Genomic DNA, 22505 nt, shown 5'->3' with positions numbered 1-22505 from the left:
TTACGGAGTCAACATGTCTTCACGCCCCCCGTTCTTCACCAGCGCCCGCGGTCGCCTGCTGATATTTAACCTGCTGGTGGTGGCGGTAACGCTGATGGTAAGCGGCGTGGCGGTGCTCGGCTTTCGTCACGCCAGCCAGATCCAGGAGCAGGTCCAACAGCAAACGCTGGATGACATGACCGGCAGCATGAACCTCGCGCGCGACACGGCCAACGTGGCGACGGCGGCGGTGCGGCTTTCGCAGGTGGTCGGGGCGCTGGAGTACAAAGGCGAAGCCGAGCGGCTGAAGCAGATGCAAACGGCGCTGCGACACTCGCTGGAACAGCTTGCCGATGCGCCGCTGGCGCAGCAGGAGCCGGCGCTGGTGGCGCGCATTATTCGCAGGAGCAATGAATTACAGCAGAGCGTAACGGAGATGCTGGAGCGGGGGCAGCGACGCCATCTGGAGCGTAACGCGCTGCTGAGTTCGCTCTATCAGAGCCAGAGCTATTTACGTCATCTGCAGGACATCAACCGCCGCTTCGGCAGCAACGTTCCGGACGCGCAGCAGCTGATGGAGATGGATCGGCTGATCGTGGCCGCCATTGATACACCTTCGCCGCGTGCTACCGTTCAGCAGCTGGACGCCGTGACGACCACGCTGCCCCGGCGGGCCATACAGCCGGTTGTGAACGCGGTTCTGCCGGATTTCAACGATGAACTGCACAAGCTTGCCCCGCTGTCGAAACAGCTGGAGGAGAGCGATCTGTCCATCAGCTGGTATATGTTCCACATCAAGGCGCTAGTGGCGATACTCAATAGCGATATCAACCAGTACGTGGCGCAGGTGGCTCAGGCCTCCACGTTGCGTACTGCCCAAAGCCATCAGGAACTGCGTTCGATCAGCGTATTTATCAGCATCTTTGCCGTGCTGGCGCTGATCATCACCGGATGTGCCTGCTGGTACATCTACCGCAATCTGGGCTCTAACCTGACGGCGATTTCCCGGGCGATGTCGCGACTTGCCCACGGCGAACAGGATGTCTCGGTGCCTGCGCTGCAGCGGCGTGACGAGCTGGGCGAACTGGCGCGCGCGTTTAACGTATTTGCCCGCAATACCGCCTCGCTCGAACACACCACGCGTCTGCTGAAAGAGAAAACCACGCAGATGGAGATCGACCGCATCGAGCGCCAGGGGCTGGAAGAGGCGCTGCTGCACAGCCAGAAAATGAAGGCGGTCGGACAGCTGACCGGCGGGCTGGCGCATGATTTTAACAACCTGCTGGCGGTGATCATCGGTAGCCTTGAGCTCACTGACCCCGAATCAAAAGACGCGCCGCGCATTACCCGTGCGCTGAAGGCGGCCGAACGCGGCGCGCTGCTTACCCAGCGCCTGCTGGCGTTTTCCCGCAAGCAATCCCTGACGCCGCATGCGGTAGAGATGCAGCCGCTGCTGGAGAACCTCCGGGAACTGATGCGCCACTCGTTGCCCTCCACCCTTACTCTGGAGATAGAAGCGCAAACCCCGGCATGGCCCGCATGGATTGACGTCAGCCAGCTGGAAAACGCCATCATTAACCTGGTAATGAACGCGCGTGACGCGATGGAAGGACAAAGCGGGGTGATTAAAATTCGTACCTGGAACCAGCGCGTGACCCGCAGTGACGGGCGAAGGCAGGATATGGTGGCGCTGGAGGTGATTGACCACGGCAGCGGGATGTCACAGGAGGTGAAATCCCGCGTTTTTGAACCGTTCTTTACCACCAAGCAGACCGGAAGTGGAAGCGGGCTTGGCCTGTCGATGGTATACGGCTTTGTGCGTCAGTCCGGCGGGCGGGTGGAGATAGAAAGCGCGCCGGGACAGGGAACGACCGTGCGGCTCCACCTGCCGCGCTCGACGCTGCCCGCCGCTACTGAGGATGAAGCATTCACTGCCACAACGTCCGTAGAGAGCGAGCGGCTGGTGCTGGTGCTGGAAGATGAGGCTGACGTTCGCCAGACCCTGTGTGAGCAACTGCATCAGCTTGGTTACCTGACGCTCGAAGCGGACAACGGTGAACAGGCGCTGAGCATGCTGGCGGCATCCCCGGATATTGGCCTGTTTATCAGCGACCTGATGTTGCCAGGCAGCCTGAGCGGGGCTGAGGTGATTAACCATGTGCGCAGCCATTATCCGCAGTTGCCGGTATTGCTGATCAGCGGACAAGATTTACGTCCGACGCATAACCCGCAGTTGCCTGACGTCCAGTTACTGCGTAAGCCGTTTACGCGGGTGCAGCTGGCGCAGGCGCTGCGGAAAATATGTTTTTAAATGCCCCTGTTTAGGATTTCATCAAGAGCATCGTTGACGCCGGTGATGTTAATCTGCGCAAAATTTAGCAGGTTGGGATATAAAAGGAATTATGCCGGTACTCACAAAGGGGGACTCACAAAGGGGGACTCACAAATGATCGTGATGCCTACAACATACAGCCCGAGCACAATTGCCAGGTCGTTTAAACTCGTTGATGAGTTTGAGCTTTCCGGGCGAGTGCTACATGTTATTTTTGATAGCCAGACGCCAAGAGCTGCGATTATTGAAGCGGATATCGAAACCTTCGATGGGGTGCCCCGGCATCGGGTTGTTGCTGCCCTGGATTTACAACGTAAAACGCATTTGGGTGAAGATATCATTGCCGTCGAGCGCTGTTGGGAAGATGCCAATGTTATTCAGGTAGAAGGTATCTGTGTTGATCCCGCCGAGCGTGACAAGGGACTGGCAACTCGCCTGTATGAAGCCCTGGTATTACAGTGTGGCGTGACACTTGTCAGCGACTTTGAACAATATGAGGGTGGGAAGATGCTCTGGCAGAAAATTGCCCGCGAGTCTGACCAAATCGCTGTTTTTGTTCTCGATACCGAGCAGGGCGCATTTTGGCCGTATGATGGTAGCAAGGTTATCTATGACGGAGGGTGTATCCCCGAAGATCGTATCTGGAGCCATTCGCCGGATCAAAAATGCTACGGCATCGTCCTGGTCGCAGAAAATAAACAGCGTGCGAATCAACTGATGGAAGTCCCAGGACACAACTGAATTTGAGATTCCTCCGCTACCCCGGTTCCCTGCCATTCATTACCGTAAGGCCAGTCCACCTGCGAGTCTGGCCTTATGAAACGTTACTCTACCGCTCTGTTATTTGGTCTGCTGTCACTCACCAGCCAACTGGCGCATGCCGATATTGTTGATGATGCCATTGGCAATATTCAGCAGGCGATCAACGATGCCTATAACCCCAGCAGCAGCCGTAATGACGATGACGACGATCGTTACGATCGCAATCGTCAAACCGACAGCCGTCAGTACGACGATCGCCGTCGGCAGCTCGAAGACAGACGCCGCCGATTAGACGAGCGTCAGCGCCAGCTGGATGACGATCGCCGTCGCTTAGAAGAGGATGAGCGCCGGTTAGAGGACGATTACGATCGGTGGTAAACCCCGGTATCGCAACGTGTAAGCCGGGTTAGGCGCAGCCGCCACCCGGCAAAACCTAATCCAGCACCAATACCATCCCGTCATAGCCCGCTTCAATGCCGTCCGGCAGCGGGTTCTCCATCATCCACACGTCAAACTGATGGCTGATGTGCGTCAGGATCACCTGCGGGCAGCGAATGACCTCGTTCAGCGCAGCCACGGTGTTTAAATCACAATGGTTGCGCGGCGTCTCCGGCCGAGGTTCGTGGCTACAGTCGATAATCACCACCTGCGGCTGGTTGTTAAGCAGGAACTTCACCGTTTTTTCCGGCAGCCCGGCGGTGTCGGAAAGCCACGCCACGCGGCTGTGGGCGGACTCCAGCAGGTACCCGAAGGTCAGTTTCGAATGGTTGAGCGGCAGCGGCGTGACTCGCAGCCCCTGCAGCTCAAACATCACGAACGGCTCGACCGTGTGGCTGAAATCCAGGATCCCGGGGTGTTTAAACAGGTCGTCGCACCCGGCGTCGTCCGGCGGGCCGTAAACCGGGATGGTTGCGCCCACGCCCCAGCGCAGGGGGAACAGTCCCTGAACGTGATCCATATGGTAGTGCGTGAGCAAAAACTGCTGGAAGCTGCCCGCCGGCCAGTCGTCCATCAGGTGCGGAATGCCCGCGTCCAGCAGGGTGACCGCATCGTTGAATTTGACCACCGCGCTGCAGGGGCGACGGCGATAGTTGTCCTGCAAGCGCGCCCGGCGACACGCCGCGCAGTCGCAGCCAAAGACCGGCACAAGCTGGGCACCGCCGGTGCCCGTTAACGTAATCGTCAGACTCATCTCACACCTCTACAGCGGTTTGGTGAATCGAAAATGGCTCTGCGTATACCCCTCACGAACATAAAAACGGTGCGCGTCTGTGCGCTTCACGCTGGTGGAAAGCTCGGTCAGCTCCGCGCCCGCCTCTCGTGCTACGTCTTCCGCCCACGCCAGCAGCTGGCTGCCCACGCGCAATCCGCGCGCCTGCGGCATCACCACCAGCTCCTGGATCTCGCCGATCCAGCGGGCGTGGTGCAGGTGAAACTGCATATGCAGGCCGATCATACCGATGATCTGCCCGTCCAGCTCGGCCAGCTGGTAACGCATATTGTGATCCTGCAAGTTGGCCAGATACCCGGCGTGAAACGCCTGATGATCGAACTCGGCCTGCTTAAGTTCACAGATCAGCGCGTAAACGATCGGCGCGTCGTCGGCGGTGGCGGGGCGAAGCTGGCAGTCAGGCATGCTGTTTCTCCTTCTGGCGGATCAGCGATAAAAAGGTCTCGACTGACTGTAGCAAACTTCCGTCGTTATTGAGGACGTGACAGCCCGACGGCGTGTAGCGCGCCGCGCGCTCGAGGCGCTGGTCTATCTCACGCGCATTTTCCCGTCCCCGGCTTTGCAGTCGGCTGCGCAGGATATCCGGGGAAACCTGCAGGCACACCGGCAGCAGCGCCGCTTCGTACCGGGCTTTTGCCTGCGGCAGATGTGCGCGCGAGCCGTTAACGAGCACGTCGAAGCCCGCGTGCAGCCAGAGGTCAATCTCAATGCCCACGCCATAATAAAAGCCGTTGGCGTGCCAGCTCAGCGCCAGCAGATTTTGCCCGGCGCGGGTAAAAAATTCCTGCTCGCTCAGGGCGATATGGTTTTCACTTCCGGCGTTCGCTGCGCGGGTAATGTAACGGTGAGCAACCAGCAGCTGTGAATGTTCCCGCTGCCGCAGCGCCGACAGCAGACTGTCTTTCCCGGAGCCGGACGGCCCCATTAACCAGATGAGTCTTCCCATCAGAACACCCTTTTTCCCTGACGCCAGACATGGTCGATATGCACGTGCTCGCCTTTACGGTGGGCGAGAACCAGGTCTGCCCGTTTCCCTTCGGCAATCTCACCGCGATCGTGAAGGTTGAGCGCGGAGGCTGGGTTTTTCGTCACCAGACGAATCGCCTGCGGCAGCGTGAAGCTGTTACCTTCATCGTCCGCCACCCGGAACGCCGCGTCCAGCAGGCTGGCTGGGTAGTAGTCGGACGAGAGAATATCCAGCAGGCCGAGGGAAGCGAGCCTGCTTGCCGCCACGTTGCCGGAGTGCGAGCCGCCGCGCACGATGTTTGGCGCGCCCATCAGTACGTTCATGCCGTGCTGGCGCGACGCCTCTGCCGCTTCAAACGTGGTGGGAAATTCGGCGATCACGCTACCAAGCTGGTGGGATTCGCGCACGTGATCGTGCGTGGCGTCGTCATGGCTGGCCAGCGCGATATTCAGGTCCCGACACATGGCGGCAATCTTAAGGCGGTTGGGCTGCGACCACTGGGCCGCCAGCGCCAGCTGCTCTTCTTCGTAGCGCGCCATCTCCGCGTCGTTGAGCGAATATTTGCCCTGATAGTATTCGCGGTACTTTTCAATGTTGGCGAACTGGCGCTGCCCCGGCGAGTGGTCCATCAGTGAGACCAATGACACCGGCTCGCGCCCCACCAGCTTTTCAAACAGCGGCAGGGTCGTATGGTGCGGCAGCTCACAGCGCAGGTGCAGGCGGTGCTCGGCGCGGTTGAGGCCGCGTTTTTGCGTCTCCTCCACGGCGTTGATCATCTTCTCCAGATTCTCCAGGCGATCGCCGCCGTCGCGCACGTCGCCAATCGCCACCGCATCCAGCACCGTAGTGATGCCGCTGGCAACCATCAGCGCGTCGTGGCTGCTCATCGCCGAATGGGCGGGCCAGTCCACCTTCGGTCGCGGGGTGAAGAATTTGTCCAGATTATCGGTATGCAGCTCAATCAGCCCCGGCAGCAGCCAGCCGCCTTCGCCGTCCATCGCCTCCGGTGAGCGGCTCTGGGTTTCGGCAAACGCGCGAATGACGCCGCCCTGGATCTCAACTGAGCCGCAAACCACCTCGTTTTCCAGCACCAGCCTGACGTTATTGATAATCATGCGTTGTTCCCCATCGGGTGCAGTCTGTCGGCTACGCGGTTGCGAACGTTTTCGTCGTGGAAGATCCCGACGATCGCCGCCCCGCGCGCTTTGGCCTGCTCGATCAGCGCTACCACGGCGGCGCTGTTTTTACCGTCGAGCGAGGCGGTGGGTTCATCCAGAAGTAAAATCGGGTAGTCGACGATAAACCCGCGCGCGATGTTCACGCGCTGCTGCTCGCCGCCGGAAAAGGTCGACGGGGCGAGGTGCCACAGACGCTCCGGCACGTTGAGGCGCGTCAGCAGGCTCGCGGCCTTGTCAGCGCAGGTTTCTCGTGACACGCCGAGATCGAGTAGCGGCTGCATTACCACGTCCAGGGCGGAGATCCGCGGGATCACCCGCAGAAACTGGCTAACCCAGCCGATCGTCGTGCGGCGCACTTCCAGCACCTTGCGCGCCGGAGCCTGAACAAGATCGACCCATTCATCATTGTGGCGAATGCGGATGTGGCCTTCGTCCGGCAGATAGTTGGCGTACAGCGAGCGCAGCAGGGTGGATTTTCCGCTGCCGGAGTGGCCGTGCAGCACCACGCATTCGCCGCTGCTGACCTCTAACGAGGCATTTTGCAGCACCGGCAGGCGCACGCCGTTTTGCTGGTGGAGCACAAAGGTCTTACTGACATTTTCAACGTGGATCATGTTGGCCTCTTAATTCTGTAATACCGAGGACACCAGCAGTTGGGTGTACGGATGATGCGGGTCGTCGAGCACGCGGTCGGTCAGCCCACTTTCCACCACCTGGCCCTGCTTCATTACCAGCAGGCGGTCCGCCAGCAGGCGCGCAACGCCTAAATCGTGGGTGACAATCACCACCGCGAGGTTCAGCTCCACCACCAGGCCGCGCAGCAGGTCGAGCAGGCGCGCCTGCACGGAGACGTCCAGCCCGCCGGTGGGTTCATCCATAAACACCAGCTTCGGATGGGTGACCAGGTTGCGGGCAATCTGTAAACGCTGCTGCATACCGCCGGAGAAGGTCGTCGGCAGGTCGTCGATGCGCGAGGCGGGGATTTCCACATCGATCAGCCAGTGCTGCGCCGTGGCGCGGATGTTGCCGTAGTGGCGCGCGCCGGTGGCCATCAGGCGTTCGCCGATGTTGCCGCCCGCCGACACCTGACGGCGCAGGCCGTCCAGCGGGTGCTGATGCACCACGCCCCACTCGGTGCGCAGCAGGCGGCGGCGCTCGGCCTCGCTCATGGCGTACAGGGATTTGCCTTCATACAAAATGTCGCCGTTCTGCGGCGTCAGGCGCGCGGAGATAGACTTCAGCAGGGTGGTTTTGCCGGAGCCGGATTCGCCGACAATCCCCAGCACTTCGCCCGGCCACAGCTCAAACGACACATCGCTAAAGCCTTTGCCCGGCGCATACAGGTGAGTCAGGTTATTAACCGAAAGCAGCGGTTTCATTGGCTGTTCGCCTCGCTCTGTTGGCGGCAGTAATCGGTGTCGGAGCAGACAAACATCCGTTTGCCCGTGTCGTCCAGCACCACTTCGTCCAGATAACTGTGTTTGGATCCGCAGATGGCGCACGGCTCGTCCCACTCCTGCACCGTAAACGGGTGATCGTCGAAATCCAGGCTCTCCACACGGGTGTACGGCGGCACGGCGTAGATGCGTTTTTCGCGTCCGGCACCAAAAAGTTGCAGGGCGGGCATCATGTCCATCTTCGGGTTATCGAATTTCGGGATCGGCGACGGGTCCATCACGTAGCGCCCGTTCACCTTCACCGGGTAGGCGTAGGTGGTGGCGATATGGCCGAAGCGGGCGATGTCTTCATACAGCTTCACCTGCATGATCCCGTACTCTTCCAGCGCATGCATGGTGCGGGTTTCGGTTTCGCGCGGCTCAATAAAGCGCAGCGGCTCCGGGATGGGCACCTGGAAAATCAAAATCTGATCTTCAGCCAGCAGGGTTTCCGGAATGCGGTGACGGGTCTGGATCAACGTCGCGTCTTCGGTTTTTTCGGTGGTGTTGACGCCCGTTACGCGCCGGAAAAAGTTGCGGATCGACACGGCGTTGGTGGTGTCGTCGGCACCCTGGTCAATGACCTTCAGCACGTCAGCCTCGCCGATCACGCTGGCGGTGATCTGAATACCGCCCGTGCCCCAGCCGTAGGGCATCGGCATTTCACGGCCGCCGAACGGCACCTGATAGCCCGGAATAGCCACTGCTTTTAAGATGGCACGGCGGATCATGCGTTTGGTTTGCTCGTCCAGATAGGCAAAGTTGTAGCCGCTTAAGTTAGCCATGTTCGCGCTCCCGTTGCAGGCGTTTCAGCAGTTCCAGTTCGGCCTGGAAATCGACGTAATGCGGCAGCTTGAGGTGCGAGACGAAGCCAGCGGCCTCGACGTTATCCGCGTGGGCCAGCACGAACTCTTCGTCCTGTGCCGGGCCCGCAATATGCTCGCCGTAGTCCGGGGCCTGGAGTGCGCGGTCGACCAGCGCCATTGCCATGGCTTTGCGCTCGCCGAGGCCAAATACCAGCCCGTAGCCGCGGGTAAAGTGTGGATCTTCATTTTCGGGCGCGACAAAACCGTTGACCATTTCACACTCGGTCATCAGCAATTCCCCGATGTTCACCGCAAAACCCAGCTCTTCCGGTACGATTTCAACGTCGATGTAACCGCTGCGAATTTCGGCTGCAAACGGGTGGTTGCGCCCGTAGCCGCGCTGGGTGGAGTAGGCGAGTGCCAGAAGATAGCCTTCGTCGCCGCGCATCAGCTGCTGCAGGCGGGACGAGCGCGAGCACGGGTAAACCGGCGGCGTACGGGTGATGTCATCCGGCTGCGCGCCAGAATCTTCCTCCGCCTTCGCCAGACCCTGTTTCGCCAGCAGGCTGAAGACGTGCGGAGAGGGTTCCTGTTCGGCGTCTGAAGTGTTGAGTTGCGGGGCTTCGCCGTTCGCCAGCAGGGTGAAGTCCAGCAGGCGATGGGTGTAATCATAAGTAGGGCCAAGCAGCTGGCCGCCGGGGATGTCTTTGTACACCGCTGAGATACGGCGCTCTAAACGCATTTCCGCCGTATTCACCGGCTCGCTTACCGCCAGCTTCGCAAGCGTAGTGCGGTAAGCGCGCAGCAGAAAGATGGCTTCCACGTTATCGCCGCTGGCCTGCTTCAGCGCCAGCGCTGCAAGCTCGCGGTCCGCGATACCGCCTTCGGTCATCACGCGGTCGACGGCCAGGTTTAACTGCTGTTCAATCTGGGCGACGCTCAGCTCGGGAAGCCGTTCATCGCCCCGTCGTCTGTGCTCCTGCAAGGCATGGGCGGCGGCGATCGCCTTCTCGCCTCCTTTGACGGCTACGTACATCAGCACACCTCCACATGGGTGGTTCGCGGGATGGCCAGCAGGCGCTCGCCGCAGGTCAGGATCAGGTCAATGCCCAGCGGGAACGGGTGTGGGCGCTCGGTCAGCTCGTGAATGATGCACTCCGGCAGCTGCGGCGCGACCATGCGCTCGTCGGCGATGCCTGCGCCGGTCAGGCGCAGCATACGGCCACCGCTCAGGCTGGAGACCTGCAAAATCAGCGTAGCGCTCGTTTCCGGGGCGACGGCGGTGCCTTCGCTCAGGGCGTTCAGCTGCTCATGGCTGATTTGTTCGTCGGCCACGGCGAAAACCGCCTGCTGCGGCTGATCGACCAGCGGGGCGCTGGTGTGAAAACGCAGGTTCTGACAGGCGATATCGTTCGACAGTGCGCCCGAGAGCCACACCGGGGTGTCGTTGTCGGCCAGCGTCAGCAGCACGCTGGTGGTCGCCAGATTCAGCGGCAGCCAGCCCTGTGAAAGCTGGTGCAGCGAGACAATCACGCCCGGCTCGCTCATGGCCTTCAGCAGGCGACGGAAACTCTGTTGGGCATCCTGGACGGCCAGGGTAAAAGCAGGTTGAAGCGTCATGCGTTGTCTCCGCGAACGAGCGTAAAGAAGTCGACCCGGCTGGTGTTCACTTCGGCCTGACGCGCGGCAATGCGTGCGGCGCGGTCGGCTTCCAGCGGGACAATAAGGGTTTCCATTAACGTCTGGAAATGCGGCTGTTCCTGTAAAAGCGCGTCGATCACCGCGCAGCGCTCGGCGTGCGCTTTGTCGCGCCCCAGCACGTAGCTGTAGCCCAGCGTGCCGCTGTTCAGACGGATCGCGGCGCGGGTGAGGGTGGCGTCTCCGGCGAAAAAGCGCTCGCCGGTGCCGCCCATGCGCGCCTGGATCTGTACCAGGCCGATTTCCGGCGCGCGGATAGTGTCGTAGTCAGGCGTCAGGCCCAGCGCGTTCATGCGCTCACGCAGGGCGGCAGGCTGGCTGTGGGCCAGCACGCGCATCCAGCGCTGTCGGGTGGAGGTGTCGAAATGCATTCAGTGCTCCATGGTGAATTCAATCATGTCGGCGCGGGTCAGGCTGACGGAGTATTCCGTCGCGTTGATCTCGCCGTCACGGTGGTTGAGGGTGCGTACGCAGAGCAGCGGAGCCATGTTGGGAATTTCGAGAACCTTGCTCTCTTTTGCCTGTGCGCGACGGGCGCTGATGCGCGTTTGGGTGCGCTTGAGCGCAATACCTGTCGCATCCTGAAGAAAATCATGCAGCGAGCCGCTGGAGAAACGCTGGAGCACGGGCCAGAGGGCGAGGTCCGCGAAGTAGTGGTCTATCTGGCATACCGCCACGCCGTTCACCCGGCGCAACGTGCGCAGGTGCACCACGTTGTCGCCCTCCTGAATGCCCAGCGCGTCCGCCACGTGGCTGGAGGCCGGGCGCAATACCGAGAGCAGCTTTTCGCTGGTCGGGTGGCTACCCTGATCCAGCAGGTTCTGGCTAAAGCGCGCCTGGGCATTGAGCGGGTAGTCGAATGGGCGCATCAGCACCAGCACGCCCACGCCCTGGCGGCGCTGGACCCAGCCGCGCTCAACCAGCTGATCGATGGCGCGGCGCAGGGTGTGGCGGTTCACCTCGTAGCGGTCGGCAAGCTGCTGCTCGGCGGGCAGGTAGTCCCCGCAGCGGTAGTGCGTGCGCAGCTCCACTTCGAGCTTTGCCGCAATCTCTTGCCAGCGGGTGGGGTAACTGGTCGGATGTCTGGATAAGTGCATAGAAAACAAAGCCTCGCTACTCAGATGAAGTGCTTACGCAAACGTTGAGAGAGGAAATCCAGCAGGCTGACGGTGACGATGATGAGCACCATCAGAGCGCAGGTTTGCTGGAACTGGAAACCGCGAATCGCTTCCCACAGGGTGACGCCAATCCCGCCTGCGCCCACCATGCCCACCACGGTGGCGGAGCGAACGTTGGACTCGAAGCGGTACAGGGAGTAGGAGATGAGCAGCGGCATCACCTGAGGCAGCACGCCGTAAAGGATCTCTTCGATTTTATTGGCGCCCGTTGCGCGAATGCCTTCCACCGGGCCGGGCTCGATGGCTTCAACCGCTTCGGAGAGCAGCTTGGAGAGCACGCCGGTGGTGTGAATGAACAGCGCCATCACGCCGGCGAACGGACCCAGGCCGACCGCGACCACGAACAGCATTGCAAAGACCATTTCGTTGATGGCGCGGCAGGCGTCCATCAGGCGACGCATCGGCTGGTAAACCCACCACGGCACGATGTTTTCGGCGCTCATCAGACCAAACGGAATGGAGAGAACAACGGCAAGAGCGGTGCCCCAGACGGCGATTTGCAGGGTGATCGCCATTTCGCTGAGATAGTCCTGCCACTGGCTGAAATCCGGCGGGAAGAAGTCGGCGGCGAAGGTCGCCATGTTGCCGGAATCTTTGAAGAGCAGCAGCGGATCCATTTCCGCGCCCTTCCAGGAGATAATCAGCACCGCCAGCAGAATGGCCCAGCTGATGAGCGAGAACCAGCTGCGCTTTGGCGGCGGGAGGGTGATGGTTTGCATGTTGGCTCCTTTGGGTTTAGTCCCCTCTCCCTTGAGGGAGAGGGTTAGGGTGAGGGGGACATGTGCGCGCTGATGCCCTCACCCCGGCCCTCTCCCACCGGGAGAGGGAGAAAGGCACTACTGCACCGCTTTATTCACGCTGGTCATGGCGCCGAGCGCGGCGGTCAGGCGGTCGAGATCGTCCAGCTGGGCCTGAATTTCAGAGACTTTGCTGGTCTTCTCCTCTTCCTTCAGCCCCTTGTTGTCCTTCACGCCCTGCATCTGCTTGAACAGTGCCAGCTGGCGAATCGGGACCAGCTGCAGGTCGCTGGACGCGCGGAACGGTGCCCAGCCCAGACGCGCCAGAACCGCTTTCTCTTCCGGCGTTTTGCCGTAGTTCATGAAGAAGTCGTACACCTTCTCCTTGGTGCTTTCGGTGAGGTTTTTACGCCACACGATTGGGTCACCCGGGATCAGCGGTGATTTCCAGATAACCTTGATTTCCTTCAGCTTGTCCGGCGCGGAGGTCTTCAGCTTGTCGAGGTTTTCGGTGTTGTTAGTGGCAACGTCCACCTGCTTGTTCGCCACGGCCAGGGCGTTGGTTTCGTGGCTGGCGTTGACGGTGCGCTTGAAGTCGCTGGCGGAGGCGTTGTTTTTGGCGAAGACGTAGTAGCCAGGGACGAGGAAGCCGGAAGTGGAGTTCGGGTCGCCGTTACCAAACGTCAGCTCTTTGCGTTTGGCGAGCATGTCGTTGAGGTTGTTGATCGGGCTGTCTTTGTTCACGATCAGCACGCTCCAGTATCCTGGAGAACCATCGGCCGCAACGGTCTGGGCAAAGACCTGGCCGTTCGCGCGGTCCACCGCTTCCATGGCGGAGAGGTTGCCGTACCAGGCGATGTCCACTTTGTTAAAGCGCATCCCCTGGATAATGCCCGCGTAGTCCGGGGCGAAGAAGGCGTTCACTTTGATCCCCAGTTTGGTTTCCATATCTTTCAGGAACGGTTCCCACTGGGGTTTCAGGTTCTGCTGTGATTCTGTCGAAATGATGCCAAAGTTCAGCGCTTTTTCCTGCTCCTCAGCGTGGGCCGGGCTTAACAGGGTGCTGATGCTGAACATGCTGGTGAAGGCCAGCGCGGCAACCGTTTTATAGCTCATTTCCATTCCTCGTTATGGGGACGTTATGCAGCCTGCGCGCGCTCTTCGACGCGGTTTACGCTGCGGTAGAGATGGTCAAAACGTTCGTTATCAAACTGATGGCTGGCGCCATCAAAGAACACATGTCCCTGACGCAGGGCGACGATGCGCTCGCAGTAGCGCAGGGCGTAATCCACCTGATGCAGCGTCACCACCACGGTGATGCCGTCGTTCTGGTTGATGTCGCGCAGGGTTTCCATCACGATGCGGGCCGATTCCGGATCCAACGAGGCGATAGGCTCGTCGGCCAGAATGATTTTCGCTTTCTGCATCAGCGCGCGGGCAATCGCCACGCGCTGCTGTTGTCCACCGGACAGGGTGGAGACACGCTGGTGGGCGAAATGCGCCATGCCGACGCGGGTCAGCGCCTGTAAGGCTTCCTGCTTCTGGGATGGGGAGAACCAGCGCAGGCAGGTGCGCCAGAAGGGTGTGCTGCCGAGCGCGCCAATCAGCACGTTCTCGAGCACCGTCAGGCGGTTCACCAGATTGAACTGCTGGAAGATGTAGCCCGTCTGGGCGCGGCTTTTACGGATATCGCTTGCCAGACGCCCCGCGCGCTGCACGGTATTACCGAGTAACTCGACGTGGCTTTCCGGCGTTTTATCGCAGGTAATGAGGCCGCTCAGGTGACGCAGAAGGGTGGATTTACCCGAACCGGATGGCCCAAGCAGCGCCACCATGTCGCCCTGCTGGACGGTCAGATCAACGGCATGCAGAGCCTTGTTGTGATGGAAGGTCTTGCTCAGTTTCTCGACGCGGATGACGGTTTGCATGTGCTGGGCCTCACGATAAATGTGGCCTCATGCTGGCGCATCAATATGACATTTGGGTTAAGTGCAGGTTGCGGGAGTTTGAAGAGTTGAGGGGAGTTTGATGACAGGCGGAGGCAGACGGCCCTCCGCCCGAAGATTAGTGCTGCTGCTTAACGACGTTAATCATCCACGGCACGCCGTATTTATCGGTGACTTTACCGAAACCGTGTGCCCAGAAGGTTTCCTGCCAGGCCATTTCGATATTCCCGCCCGCGGCGAGGTTGTCGAACCAGCGTTTGCCTTCCGACACATCCTGCGTGTCGAGCACCAGCGTGAAGCCTGCGTATTGCGCACTGCTGCCCGGCGGCAGCCCGTCGCTCATCATGATATCGCTGCCCGCAATGCGGACGTTGGAGTGGGCGATAGCCGAATCCGGAAACTGCATGCCGGACGGACAGCCTTCTTCGCTGTTATCGCTTTTTGGCATTTCGCCGAAGGTGATTTTATAGAGGAGTTCTGCGCCGACGGCCTGCTGATAGAAGGCGGTAGCCTCTGCACAGTTGCCGGCGAAAGAGATATAGGGACTTAACGGCATAATCTTTACCTCACGTAAGAAAAGCCCGTTAAGTGTAGTTCCCGAACGCCCGGTAAGCGAAGCGTCACCGGGCGGGGAAATCAGTTCTTTTTCACGAACTCAGATTTCAGTTTCATCGGACCGAAGCCGTCAATTTTGCAGTCGATATTATGATCGCCTTCAACCAGACGGATATTCTTCACTTTGGTGCCGATCTTCAGCATAGAAGAGCTGCCTTTCACCTTCAGATCTTTAACAACGGTGACGCTGTCGCCATCCGCCAGCAGATTACCGTTCGCATCTTTGACGACCAGCGCATCAGCATCCTGCGCTGGCTCGGCATCATTCCATTCGTGTGCGCATTCCGGGCAGATGAACATGCCATTATCTTCATAGGTGTATTCAGAATTGCATTTTGGGCAGTGTGGGAGTGTCATATCGGTATCCTCAAAAGTGTTAACGCGCCGGAAAGTGCCAGCTAAATGACGGCAGAGTGCCGAAAAAGGCGGCAAGTATAGCGCAAATCCACACGTTTGTCGGTGATATTGTGAATTTAAAAAAATGCCAAAAGTGTGTTGCGAGTGACACTTCCTGTCAGTGGGTTAAGCGATGCTAACGTCATTAACACGGTGGAAAGAGAAGTCGCTAAATATATCGAATATTTTATTGCGGCAAATTGCTACGCACCTTCATTTCGGATAAGGTGAAGCGACACATTGTTATTTATCTTCGGTCTTTACTGCCATACATTTCTTATGGCGGTGGCATATCCCCTCTCTTTATGGTGGGTAAATAATGATGATATATCCTGAAGTTTTTTAAATGGGCTACGCTTTTTATCTTTTGGCTGTCAGGCCTTAAGGTGCGCTTTACACGCCATGCAAGGATAGCCATTTATTTCTGATTATCTTCAATCAGTTATATTCCGGTGAACATGTTTCCACACGTGATCATATAAGCCTGAACAACATAATTAATACCAGTGGCTTAATAAAAGTAATAAATTTGCGTTAAGGAAAGGCTTTTATCATGCACACACAGACCATTTTTGAATTAAGTCAGGAAGCTGAGCGTTTGTTACAGCTTGCCCTGCAAAATCTCGATACCCTGAAATCAATGCCAACAGCGAAGCTGGAGAGCACGACGGCTGCTATTACAGGTGAAAAGAGCAACGTGCTGCCTTTGCATTTTAGTGCGCGAGGCGTCGAAGCGCAGCAGGCAATGCTGAATAATGAATTACGCAAAATAACACGTCTGGAAATGGTTCTGGCTATCGTTGGCACCATGAAAGCGGGGAAATCGACCACCATTAACGCCATTGTCGGTACGGAGGTATTGCCGAACCGCAACCGGCCAATGACGGCGCTGCCTACGCTGATCCGTCACACGCGTGGTCAGAAGGAGCCGGTGCTCCATTTTTCCCATGTCTCACCTATTGATGAGTTGATCCAACTGCTACAGAAAAAGCTCTGCGATTACGATCGCGGCAAGCTGGCTCAGCATCTGGAAATTGATAAGGACATGAATACGCTACTGGAGCGTATTGAGAAAGGAGAAGCCTTTGAAAAGCATCATCTCGGGGCGCAGCCAATATTTCATTGCCTGAAAAGCCTTAATGACCTGGTGAGGCTTTCGCAGGTACTGGGTGTGGCGTTTCCGTTCTCAGAATATGCGGCTATCGAACACATTCCGGTGATTGAGGTGGAGTTTGTGCATCTTGCGGGTCTTGATGCACATCCTGGACAGCTGACGTTGCTCGATACCCCCGGGCCCAATGAGGCCGGACAGCCGCATCTGCAAAAAATGCTTAGCGAGCAGTTGGCGCGCGCGTCGGCGGTGCTGGCGGTCATGGATTATACCCAGCTTAAATCCATTTCTGATGAAGAGGTTCGCCAGGCTATTTCAGTGGCGGGGAAATCGGTGCCTCTGTATGCGCTGGTGAATAAATTCGACCAAAAAGACCGCAATAGCGACGATGAAGAGCAGGTCAGGGCGATGATCTCCGGCACCTTAATGAAAGGCAATATTTCGCCCGGCCAGATTTATCCTGTTTCCTCCATGTGGGCGTATCTGGCAAACCGCGCCCGCTACGAGATGAATACCCACGGGCAGTTGCCGGATCATCAGGAGCAGCCCTGGGTGCAGGATTTTGCCGAAGCCGCACTCGGACGCCGCTGGCGTACGGCGGATTTGGACGACATTGATCATATTCGTCACGCCGCCGATTTGCTCTGGGAAGATTCGCTGTTTGAACAACCGATACGCAAACTTATTTACGCCGCCTATGCGAATGCCTCGTTATTCGCGCTGCGATCGGCCTCGCATAAGTTGCTCAACTATGCACAGAATGCCCGGGAATATCTCGACTTCCGCTATCAGGGGCTGACGGTGGCTTTTGAGACGCTGGAACTGAATATCGCTCGCCTTGAGGAGGACATGGCTCTGCTGCAGACGCGCCAGAGCGTGGTGAGCGATGAGGTGAAACATGAAGTTGAGCAGGCGCTTAACGCGACGGCTGACTTTATGGGAGAGCAGAGAACGGTGCTGCATCAGGCAATTGGTCATGTGTTCAGCGCGCACAATATTCTTGATTTGGCAGGCATCGAACCGCCCAATCTCCGCCATGATGAGCCGCAGGAGCTGGAACAGCTGGTGCTGGAGGACGAAGGGCAGGCGCAGATTGCCCTGAGCAAAATCCGCTCCTCTTGTGAACTGATCATGCTGGATGCGCAGACGAAAATCTGCCGGGAGCTGGCGTTACGCTTCGATCAGCTGGAATCTACGCTGGCACGCTCGCTGAATGACGCCATGCGGCCGATCGAAATGCGTATTAAAGAGCATCTGAGCCATGCTGGCTTTCGGGCGCGGATAAGCTTCCCGGCTTTTCAGGCTAACCAGCTTAATTTCACCACGCAGGGGTTATTTAACGATGCCATTGCGCAGGATAACCGCCCGGCAGGTCAGCCATCCGGCGCGGGGAGTATGCGTGAAACGGTTTCGCGCTGGCTGAATAACCCTGGCTGGGGTTGGGATGATTATGTGGTCACGCGCACGCGATACGTTATTCATATTGCGCAGCTGCATGACAAATTTAAGCAACATATTGATCAGTTCTGTGAACAAATACGTAAAGCTTTGTCCGCACAGGTCGATGTCTCTGTTACGGCAGGTATGGCGACGTTCTTTGCAGAATTTTCGCTATGCCTGACCGGGTTACAGGAAAGCTTGCGTGATAGCCTCGCAGTGCGTCAACAAAATGAGCATTCAACCCGAGCGCTCAGCCAGCTGTTGAAGCAAAGCATTACGACTGCGACGTGGATACAGGAAGATACCCGACTGTTACGCGATGATATTCAAACTCTATTCGCGGCAGAGCAACCATGACAACACCACTACTGGACGGCCCCGGGCGAACACTGGAGTGTATTCATCCCAAATTTATGGTCGATCTTGTGCAGGGCGTGGACGCGGCGCGTCATCCCCGCCTGGGGCCACAGCAGCTGCAGTTTCGTGAGCGTTTGACGCAGGAGATCATGACGCATACCCGGCTACGGCCCTGGGCGATGGCGGGAATGCTTAATGAGAACGCGGCTCTGCGCCTGGGGCTGGCGGAAAAGCTCGCCGGCATGCTTGATCCGGGCCATCTTGCGCTGACGCTGATGGCCGATAAATTGATTGCTCTGCGCCAGCAGACCCCCTTGCGGACCCAGCAATCTCCCGGCCTGCCTGAACAGTACGCTGAGCTCTCCTCTCATTTTACGCAACGTGCTGTTTATAAAGAAAAGGCGCTGGCCCAGCGTGGACTGACGGTACAGGCGGGTGAGCACAGTGAACAAATTTTCACCCGCTGGCGAGCCGGTAACTATGATGGCTGGTCTCTCGCCGGGCGCTGCTTTATCGTCCTGGAAGAGCTGCGCTGGGGCGCGTTTGGCGATGCCTGCCGTCTGGCGAATGACGATGTATCGGCAATGCTTAAGGACAACTTACGCAGCATGGCCGCCAACTACCTGGCTCAGGGCATCAATGCGTCCCCCACGACCCGCCATTTCTATCATCAGTGGCTGACTACACCCGCTTCGGCGGGTTTAATCGATCATAAAGACATGCTGGGCTGGCTCGGTGACTGGTGTCAGGCGGATAAGCACCCTGTAAGCTGGTCAGTGACGCAAAGCTGGCAGACGGTTGCGCTGGGAATGCCGAGGCTGTGTTCGGCAAAACGGCTGGTGGATGCGATGGTGGAGGAGATTTTTGGTTGAACCCTTCACCCTGACCCTCTCCCCATAGGGGAGAGGGGATAGACTGGTGCGGTGTGCTAGTGATTCATTTCTATCGGTTTCGGTTCAGGCTGGGTCTCTTGCACATTTCCGTAGCGCTTCGCGTACAGCGCCGTGATGATGGGCACCAGGATCGCGGTGACAATCACGCTGGCGGCCACCAGTGCCGTCGCGGAAGCGGCCACCGGTTCGAAGGCCGGGTTAATCTGGGCGATAATCACCGGGTTTGCGACGGCAGCGCCTGCGGCTGAAGAGGCGGCGATGCCCGCCGTGCCGTTTCCTCCCCCGATTACGCGGTCGGCAATGATCAGCGGAATACCGGTGATGATGATAACTGCGACACCCAGCACAATCCCCAGCAGTCCCGTATCAAGAATTACGTTGAGGTTGATGGTGTTACCCAGCGCAAAGCCAAAGAACGGGATGAGCACTGGCGTGGCTTTGCTGAAGAAATCACGCAGATCGTGATCCAAATTGCCGAGCGCGAAGCCGATCAGGAATGGCAGGATCGCGCCGACAAAATGGTGGGGCTCAAAAGAAGCCAGGCCAGCGGACCCCAGGATCAGCATCGTCATGAGCGGGCCGGACTCCAGAGACATCAGGACGAATGCACCTGACTCTTCTTTCGTTCCGTACTGGTTCATCAGGCTGGCATACAGTCCGCCGTTCGTCATGTCCATCGCCGAGACAATCGCCAGAACAGATAATCCGGCGAAGAAACCGGTCTGAATTCCATTCTCCGGAATGAACATCGCGCATATCATTGCGACTGCCCAGGCAACCGCTATTTTGGTTATCACCAGCGTTCCGGATTTGCGTAATACGGTACCGGTTGCCCGCAAATTAATGGATGCGCCGATACAAAAGAACCAGACCGCCAGAATGGGAACGGTACCCGTAATCATTCCTTTTGTGAAACCGCCAAAATAAGCCCCGGTATCAGGCGCTAGTGTATTCAGAATGGCACCGAGTACCAGGGGGACCAACATCATACCACCCGGTATGCGTTCGATCGTGGCTTTAATCTTCATATCTAACCCTCACAATTTTACCTCTCATGGCGAGCGGCGGGTGCGAATAAAAAATCAATAAATTCAAGTTGATGAAGGGTGCTCTTGATGGTTTTTTTGTGATAACCCTGCACCAAAATTCAATCAGCGATCTTGTTTTCTCTCGTCAGAAAACATGCGTCGCTATGTTTCAGGAATTATCATGCGATCGATGGAATATTGATTCAATGAAAATAAAACACTGTTTTAGTTATCTTCATCACATATTGAATGTAAACTTTACGACGCGTTGTGAGAGCTGAAAGTTTATGTAAATCTCTTGTAAAAAATATGGCTTTTTATTCTGTTGGGAAACGAAAAAGAATGAGGGCGAAAAGGAGCGTTCTGGAGGGTTAAGAAAGTACTTATTTGCGGTAGTTGACAAAAACTGTCTTCACTTGACGCACTATAAATATATGTGTGAAGTTGATCACAAATATAAACGCTGGTAGGGTAAAAAGGTCATTAACTGCCCAGACAGGCGTCAACAGGTTCGGTTGTATCGACGTAAAACGTCAATGTAAGTAAACCTGCTACGCTTGAAGATGGAGGTTCGCATGGAGCGAATCTCAGGTTCACAGAGTGCAAGTTGACTGTGGAACGGACAGGGCTAAGTCTACGAGGAAAGCTATGCTAAGAAGGAAAAAGGTTAAACCCATTACGCTTCGCGACGTCACCATTATTGATGACGCTAAACTGCGTAAAGCGATCACCGCCGCCTCGCTCGGTAATGCGATGGAATGGTTCGATTTCGGTGTCTACGGTTTTGTTGCCTATGCATTAGGTAAAGTGTTCTTTCCCGGAGCTGACCCAAGCCTGCAGATGATTGCCGCGCTCGGTACATTCTCCGTTCCTTTCCTGATCCGCCCGCTGGGTGGTCTGTTCTTCGGTATGCTCGGTGACAAATACGGTCGCCAGAAAATACTCGCTATCACCATTGTTATAATGTCGATCAGTACATTCTGTATCGGCCTGATACCGTCCTACGCCACCATAGGCATCTGGGCACCGATTTTGCTGCTGCTCTGTAAGATGGCGCAGGGCTTCTCCGTCGGCGGGGAATATACCGGTGCGTCGATCTTCGTTGCCGAATACTCCCCTGACCGTAAGCGCGGCTTTATGGGCAGCTGGCTGGACTTCGGTTCGATTGCCGGGTTCGTGATGGGCGCGGGTGTCGTGGTTCTGATTTCAACCGTCGTCGGTGAAGAGAACTTCCTTGACTGGGGCTGGCGTATTCCGTTCTTTATCGCGCTGCCGCTGGGCATCATCGGCCTTTACCTGCGTCATGCGCTGGAAGAGACGCCTGCGTTCCAGCAGCATGTTGAGAAACTGGAGCAGGGCGACCGCGAAGGGCTGCAGGACGGCCCGAAAGTGTCGTTCAAAGAGATTGCGACAAAGCACTGGCGCAGCCTGCTGACCTGTATTGGTCTGGTGATTTCCACTAACGTCACCTATTACATGCTGCTGACCTACATGCCGAGCTATCTGTCGCATAACCTGCACTACTCGGAAGACCACGGCGTGCTGATTATTATCGCCATCATGGTGGGTATGCTGTTTGTGCAGCCGATTATGGGTCTGCTGAGCGACCGCTTTGGTCGCCGACCGTTTATCATCCTGGGTAGCGTGGCGCTGTTCGCCCTGGCGATCCCGGCGTTTATTCTGATCAACAGTAATGTGCTGGGTCTGATTTTCGCGGGTCTGCTGATGCTGGCGGTGATCCTTAACTGCTTTATTGGGGTGATGGCCTCTACCTTACCGGCGATGTTCCCGACGCACATTCGTTATAGCGCGCTGGCGGCGGCATTCAACATCTCCGTTCTGATTGCTGGTCTGACGCCTACGCTTGCCGCCTCTCTGGTGGAAAGCACGCAGAACCTGATGATGCCAGCCTATTACCTGATGGTGATCGCGGTAGTCGGTCTGGCGACCGGTCTGACCATGAAGGAGACGGCGAACCGTCCTCTGAAAGGGGCGACGCCTGCGGCATCCGATATTCAGGAAGCGAAAGAGATCCTGCGCGAGCATTACGACAACGTAGAGCAGAAGATTGAGGATATCGACGCCGAGATTGAAGAGCTGCAGAAGAAACGCTCTCGTCTTGTTGATCAACATCCACGAATTAATGAGTAATAAAAAACCCGCCGCTGGCGCAATGCCGTTCACTTAAGCGGAGCGGCACTGTGATTTACCGGATAGCGGGTTTTTGACATCTTAACCGCCCTCGGCCTTGATGGTCGGGGGCGTTTTGTTATGAACACCCCTTCCAGATTTCCCCGCAGGTGCTCCAGCCTTTTCGGGATTGTCCCCGGTGAGACCGTATTTCCCAGTACTATCATTTCTGTCGCGATAAACTGGAACGCGAACTTAAAGCTCATTTCTGATGGCGATTTTTTG

At 57.5% G+C, this 22505-nt stretch carries 23 protein-coding genes and 1 pseudogene; 6 read left to right on the top strand and 18 right to left on the bottom strand.

Annotated features, from left to right (window positions below):
* Nucleotides 1-13 precede the first annotated feature (13 nt).
* From ACWKXT_RS19345 to yjdP, 3 genes are all read left to right on the top strand, one after another.
* Nucleotides 14-2290, top strand: coding sequence for an ATP-binding protein (locus tag ACWKXT_RS19345; RefSeq protein ID WP_454529202.1), 2277 nt, complete (start codon nt 14-16; stop codon nt 2288-2290).
* 135 nt (nt 2291-2425) lie between these two features.
* On the top strand, nt 2426-3052 hold the full coding sequence (locus ACWKXT_RS19340) for a GNAT family N-acetyltransferase (protein ID WP_008500049.1): 627 nt from the start codon (nt 2426-2428) through the stop codon (nt 3050-3052).
* A gap of 75 nt (nt 3053-3127) precedes the next feature.
* Nucleotides 3128-3451: a DDRRRQL repeat protein YjdP gene (gene yjdP / locus ACWKXT_RS19335; protein WP_454529200.1), complete on the top strand. Its 324-nt coding sequence runs from the start codon at nt 3128-3130 to the stop codon at nt 3449-3451.
* 55 nt (nt 3452-3506) lie between these two features.
* Here yjdP and phnP read toward each other — a convergent pair whose 3' ends face one another.
* From phnP to ACWKXT_RS19255, 16 genes are all read right to left on the bottom strand, one after another.
* Nucleotides 3507-4265 (bottom strand): phosphonate metabolism protein PhnP, encoded by a 759-nt coding sequence (phnP, locus tag ACWKXT_RS19330; protein ID WP_454529199.1) that lies wholly within the window; start codon nt 4263-4265, stop codon nt 3507-3509.
* 9 nt (nt 4266-4274) lie between these two features.
* Complete coding sequence (gene phnO, locus ACWKXT_RS19325; protein ID WP_454529198.1) at nt 4275-4709, bottom strand: aminoalkylphosphonate N-acetyltransferase; 435 nt, start codon at nt 4707-4709, stop codon at nt 4275-4277.
* A complete protein-coding gene (phnN, locus tag ACWKXT_RS19320; RefSeq protein ID WP_454533182.1) occupies nt 4702-5253 on the bottom strand; it encodes a ribose 1,5-bisphosphokinase in 552 nt (183 codons plus the stop codon). The genes phnO and phnN overlap by 8 nt, the downstream gene beginning before the upstream one ends.
* Nucleotides 5250-6386 (bottom strand): alpha-D-ribose 1-methylphosphonate 5-triphosphate diphosphatase, encoded by a 1137-nt coding sequence (gene phnM / locus ACWKXT_RS19315; protein WP_454533144.1) that lies wholly within the window; start codon nt 6384-6386, stop codon nt 5250-5252. Before phnM ends, phnN begins: the two co-directional genes overlap by 4 nt.
* Complete coding sequence (gene phnL / locus ACWKXT_RS19310; protein ID WP_454533143.1) at nt 6383-7063, bottom strand: phosphonate C-P lyase system protein PhnL; 681 nt, start codon at nt 7061-7063, stop codon at nt 6383-6385. The genes phnM and phnL overlap by 4 nt, the downstream gene beginning before the upstream one ends.
* A gap of 9 nt (nt 7064-7072) precedes the next feature.
* Entirely contained in the window at nt 7073-7828 is a 756-nt protein-coding gene (phnK, locus tag ACWKXT_RS19305; RefSeq protein ID WP_454529195.1) for a phosphonate C-P lyase system protein PhnK, read from the bottom strand.
* Nucleotides 7825-8670 (bottom strand): alpha-D-ribose 1-methylphosphonate 5-phosphate C-P-lyase PhnJ, encoded by an 846-nt coding sequence (locus ACWKXT_RS19300; protein WP_454533142.1) that lies wholly within the window; start codon nt 8668-8670, stop codon nt 7825-7827. The genes phnK and ACWKXT_RS19300 overlap by 4 nt, the downstream gene beginning before the upstream one ends.
* The gene (locus ACWKXT_RS19295; protein WP_454533141.1) at nt 8663-9727 is read right to left on the bottom strand and encodes a carbon-phosphorus lyase complex subunit PhnI; all 1065 of its coding nucleotides are present in this window, start codon (nt 9725-9727) and stop codon (nt 8663-8665) included. The genes ACWKXT_RS19300 and ACWKXT_RS19295 overlap by 8 nt, the downstream gene beginning before the upstream one ends.
* Complete coding sequence (phnH, locus tag ACWKXT_RS19290; protein ID WP_454529192.1) at nt 9727-10311, bottom strand: phosphonate C-P lyase system protein PhnH; 585 nt, start codon at nt 10309-10311, stop codon at nt 9727-9729. The genes ACWKXT_RS19295 and phnH overlap by 1 nt, the downstream gene beginning before the upstream one ends.
* Nucleotides 10308-10760, bottom strand: coding sequence for a phosphonate C-P lyase system protein PhnG (gene phnG, locus ACWKXT_RS19285; protein WP_454529191.1), 453 nt, complete (start codon nt 10758-10760; stop codon nt 10308-10310). Before phnG ends, phnH begins: the two co-directional genes overlap by 4 nt.
* Nucleotides 10761-11486 carry a phosphonate metabolism transcriptional regulator PhnF gene (gene phnF, locus ACWKXT_RS19280; protein ID WP_454533140.1) on the bottom strand — a complete coding sequence of 242 codons (726 nt, stop codon included), beginning with the start codon at nt 11484-11486 and terminating at the stop codon, nt 10761-10763.
* 20 nt (nt 11487-11506) lie between these two features.
* A complete protein-coding gene (gene phnE, locus ACWKXT_RS19275; RefSeq protein ID WP_454533139.1) occupies nt 11507-12286 on the bottom strand; it encodes a phosphonate ABC transporter, permease protein PhnE in 780 nt (259 codons plus the stop codon).
* 117 nt (nt 12287-12403) lie between these two features.
* Complete coding sequence (phnD, locus tag ACWKXT_RS19270; RefSeq protein WP_454529188.1) at nt 12404-13420, bottom strand: phosphonate ABC transporter substrate-binding protein; 1017 nt, start codon at nt 13418-13420, stop codon at nt 12404-12406.
* Between the two features lie 23 nt (nt 13421-13443).
* The gene (gene phnC, locus ACWKXT_RS19265) at nt 13444-14232 is read right to left on the bottom strand and encodes a phosphonate ABC transporter ATP-binding protein (protein ID WP_454529187.1); all 789 of its coding nucleotides are present in this window, start codon (nt 14230-14232) and stop codon (nt 13444-13446) included.
* Between the two features lie 136 nt (nt 14233-14368).
* Nucleotides 14369-14806 (bottom strand): VOC family metalloprotein YjdN, encoded by a 438-nt coding sequence (gene yjdN, locus ACWKXT_RS19260; protein ID WP_080330009.1) that lies wholly within the window; start codon nt 14804-14806, stop codon nt 14369-14371.
* An 80-nt stretch (nt 14807-14886) separates the two neighbouring features.
* On the bottom strand, nt 14887-15222 hold the full coding sequence (locus ACWKXT_RS19255; RefSeq protein WP_119916588.1) for a zinc ribbon domain-containing protein YjdM: 336 nt from the start codon (nt 15220-15222) through the stop codon (nt 14887-14889).
* 592 nt (nt 15223-15814) lie between these two features.
* On the opposite strand from ACWKXT_RS19255, the gene crfC reads away from it, so the two are divergent.
* Entirely contained in the window at nt 15815-18169 is a 2355-nt protein-coding gene (crfC, locus tag ACWKXT_RS19250) for a clamp-binding protein CrfC (RefSeq protein WP_454533138.1), read from the top strand.
* Nucleotides 18166-19041, top strand: coding sequence for a diguanylate cyclase regulator RdcB family protein (locus ACWKXT_RS19245; RefSeq protein ID WP_454533137.1), 876 nt, complete (start codon nt 18166-18168; stop codon nt 19039-19041). The genes crfC and ACWKXT_RS19245 overlap by 4 nt, the downstream gene beginning before the upstream one ends.
* A gap of 56 nt (nt 19042-19097) precedes the next feature.
* Here the strand turns inward: ACWKXT_RS19245 and kdgT are convergent, their stop codons facing one another.
* On the bottom strand, nt 19098-20090 hold the full coding sequence (kdgT, locus tag ACWKXT_RS19240) for a 2-keto-3-deoxygluconate transporter (protein WP_454529184.1): 993 nt from the start codon (nt 20088-20090) through the stop codon (nt 19098-19100).
* A gap of 648 nt (nt 20091-20738) precedes the next feature.
* Between kdgT and proP the strand changes: the two genes are divergently transcribed.
* Nucleotides 20739-22241, top strand: a complete 1503-nt coding sequence (gene proP / locus ACWKXT_RS19235) for a glycine betaine/L-proline transporter ProP (protein WP_041911505.1) — start codon at nt 20739-20741, stop codon at nt 22239-22241.
* 29 nt (nt 22242-22270) lie between these two features.
* Here proP and ACWKXT_RS19230 read toward each other — a convergent pair.
* Nucleotides 22271-22505 (bottom strand): annotated as a pseudogene (locus ACWKXT_RS19230) (IS4 family transposase); the annotation flags it as partial.

It is taken from the genome of Enterobacter sp. UPMP701 (genome assembly GCF_053709515.1).
The sequence above is the reverse complement of the archived record's forward strand: the minus strand, read 5'-3'. Positions and strand labels throughout refer to the sequence as shown.

What these genes read in the sequence shown, in the direction of transcription:
- phnF (WP_454533140.1), bottom strand. Translation starts at nt 11,486, where the DNA reads ATGCACTTATCCAGACATCCGACCAGTTACCCCACCCGCTGGCAAGAG.
- phnL (WP_454533143.1), bottom strand. Translation starts at nt 7,063, where the DNA reads ATGATCCACGTTGAAAATGTCAGTAAGACCTTTGTGCTCCACCAGCAA.
- kdgT (WP_454529184.1), bottom strand. Translation starts at nt 20,090, where the DNA reads ATGAAGATTAAAGCCACGATCGAACGCATACCGGGTGGTATGATGTTG.
- yjdP (WP_454529200.1), top strand. Translation starts at nt 3,128, where the DNA reads ATGAAACGTTACTCTACCGCTCTGTTATTTGGTCTGCTGTCACTCACC.
- phnE (WP_454533139.1), bottom strand. Translation starts at nt 12,286, where the DNA reads ATGCAAACCATCACCCTCCCGCCGCCAAAGCGCAGCTGGTTCTCGCTC.
- phnG (WP_454529191.1), bottom strand. Translation starts at nt 10,760, where the DNA reads ATGCATTTCGACACCTCCACCCGACAGCGCTGGATGCGCGTGCTGGCC.
- ACWKXT_RS19340 (WP_008500049.1), top strand. Translation starts at nt 2,426, where the DNA reads ATGATCGTGATGCCTACAACATACAGCCCGAGCACAATTGCCAGGTCG.
- phnO (WP_454529198.1), bottom strand. Translation starts at nt 4,709, where the DNA reads ATGCCTGACTGCCAGCTTCGCCCCGCCACCGCCGACGACGCGCCGATC.
- ACWKXT_RS19300 (WP_454533142.1), bottom strand. Translation starts at nt 8,670, where the DNA reads ATGGCTAACTTAAGCGGCTACAACTTTGCCTATCTGGACGAGCAAACC.
- ACWKXT_RS19255 (WP_119916588.1), bottom strand. Translation starts at nt 15,222, where the DNA reads ATGACACTCCCACACTGCCCAAAATGCAATTCTGAATACACCTATGAA.
- ACWKXT_RS19295 (WP_454533141.1), bottom strand. Translation starts at nt 9,727, where the DNA reads ATGTACGTAGCCGTCAAAGGAGGCGAGAAGGCGATCGCCGCCGCCCAT.
- phnP (WP_454529199.1), bottom strand. Translation starts at nt 4,265, where the DNA reads ATGAGTCTGACGATTACGTTAACGGGCACCGGCGGTGCCCAGCTTGTG.
- phnM (WP_454533144.1), bottom strand. Translation starts at nt 6,386, where the DNA reads ATGATTATCAATAACGTCAGGCTGGTGCTGGAAAACGAGGTGGTTTGC.
- phnK (WP_454529195.1), bottom strand. Translation starts at nt 7,828, where the DNA reads ATGAAACCGCTGCTTTCGGTTAATAACCTGACTCACCTGTATGCGCCG.
- ACWKXT_RS19245 (WP_454533137.1), top strand. Translation starts at nt 18,166, where the DNA reads ATGACAACACCACTACTGGACGGCCCCGGGCGAACACTGGAGTGTATT.
- phnD (WP_454529188.1), bottom strand. Translation starts at nt 13,420, where the DNA reads ATGAGCTATAAAACGGTTGCCGCGCTGGCCTTCACCAGCATGTTCAGC.
- phnC (WP_454529187.1), bottom strand. Translation starts at nt 14,232, where the DNA reads ATGCAAACCGTCATCCGCGTCGAGAAACTGAGCAAGACCTTCCATCAC.
- crfC (WP_454533138.1), top strand. Translation starts at nt 15,815, where the DNA reads ATGCACACACAGACCATTTTTGAATTAAGTCAGGAAGCTGAGCGTTTG.
- ACWKXT_RS19345 (WP_454529202.1), top strand. Translation starts at nt 14, where the DNA reads ATGTCTTCACGCCCCCCGTTCTTCACCAGCGCCCGCGGTCGCCTGCTG.
- proP (WP_041911505.1), top strand. Translation starts at nt 20,739, where the DNA reads ATGCTAAGAAGGAAAAAGGTTAAACCCATTACGCTTCGCGACGTCACC.
- yjdN (WP_080330009.1), bottom strand. Translation starts at nt 14,806, where the DNA reads ATGCCGTTAAGTCCCTATATCTCTTTCGCCGGCAACTGTGCAGAGGCT.
- phnH (WP_454529192.1), bottom strand. Translation starts at nt 10,311, where the DNA reads ATGACGCTTCAACCTGCTTTTACCCTGGCCGTCCAGGATGCCCAACAG.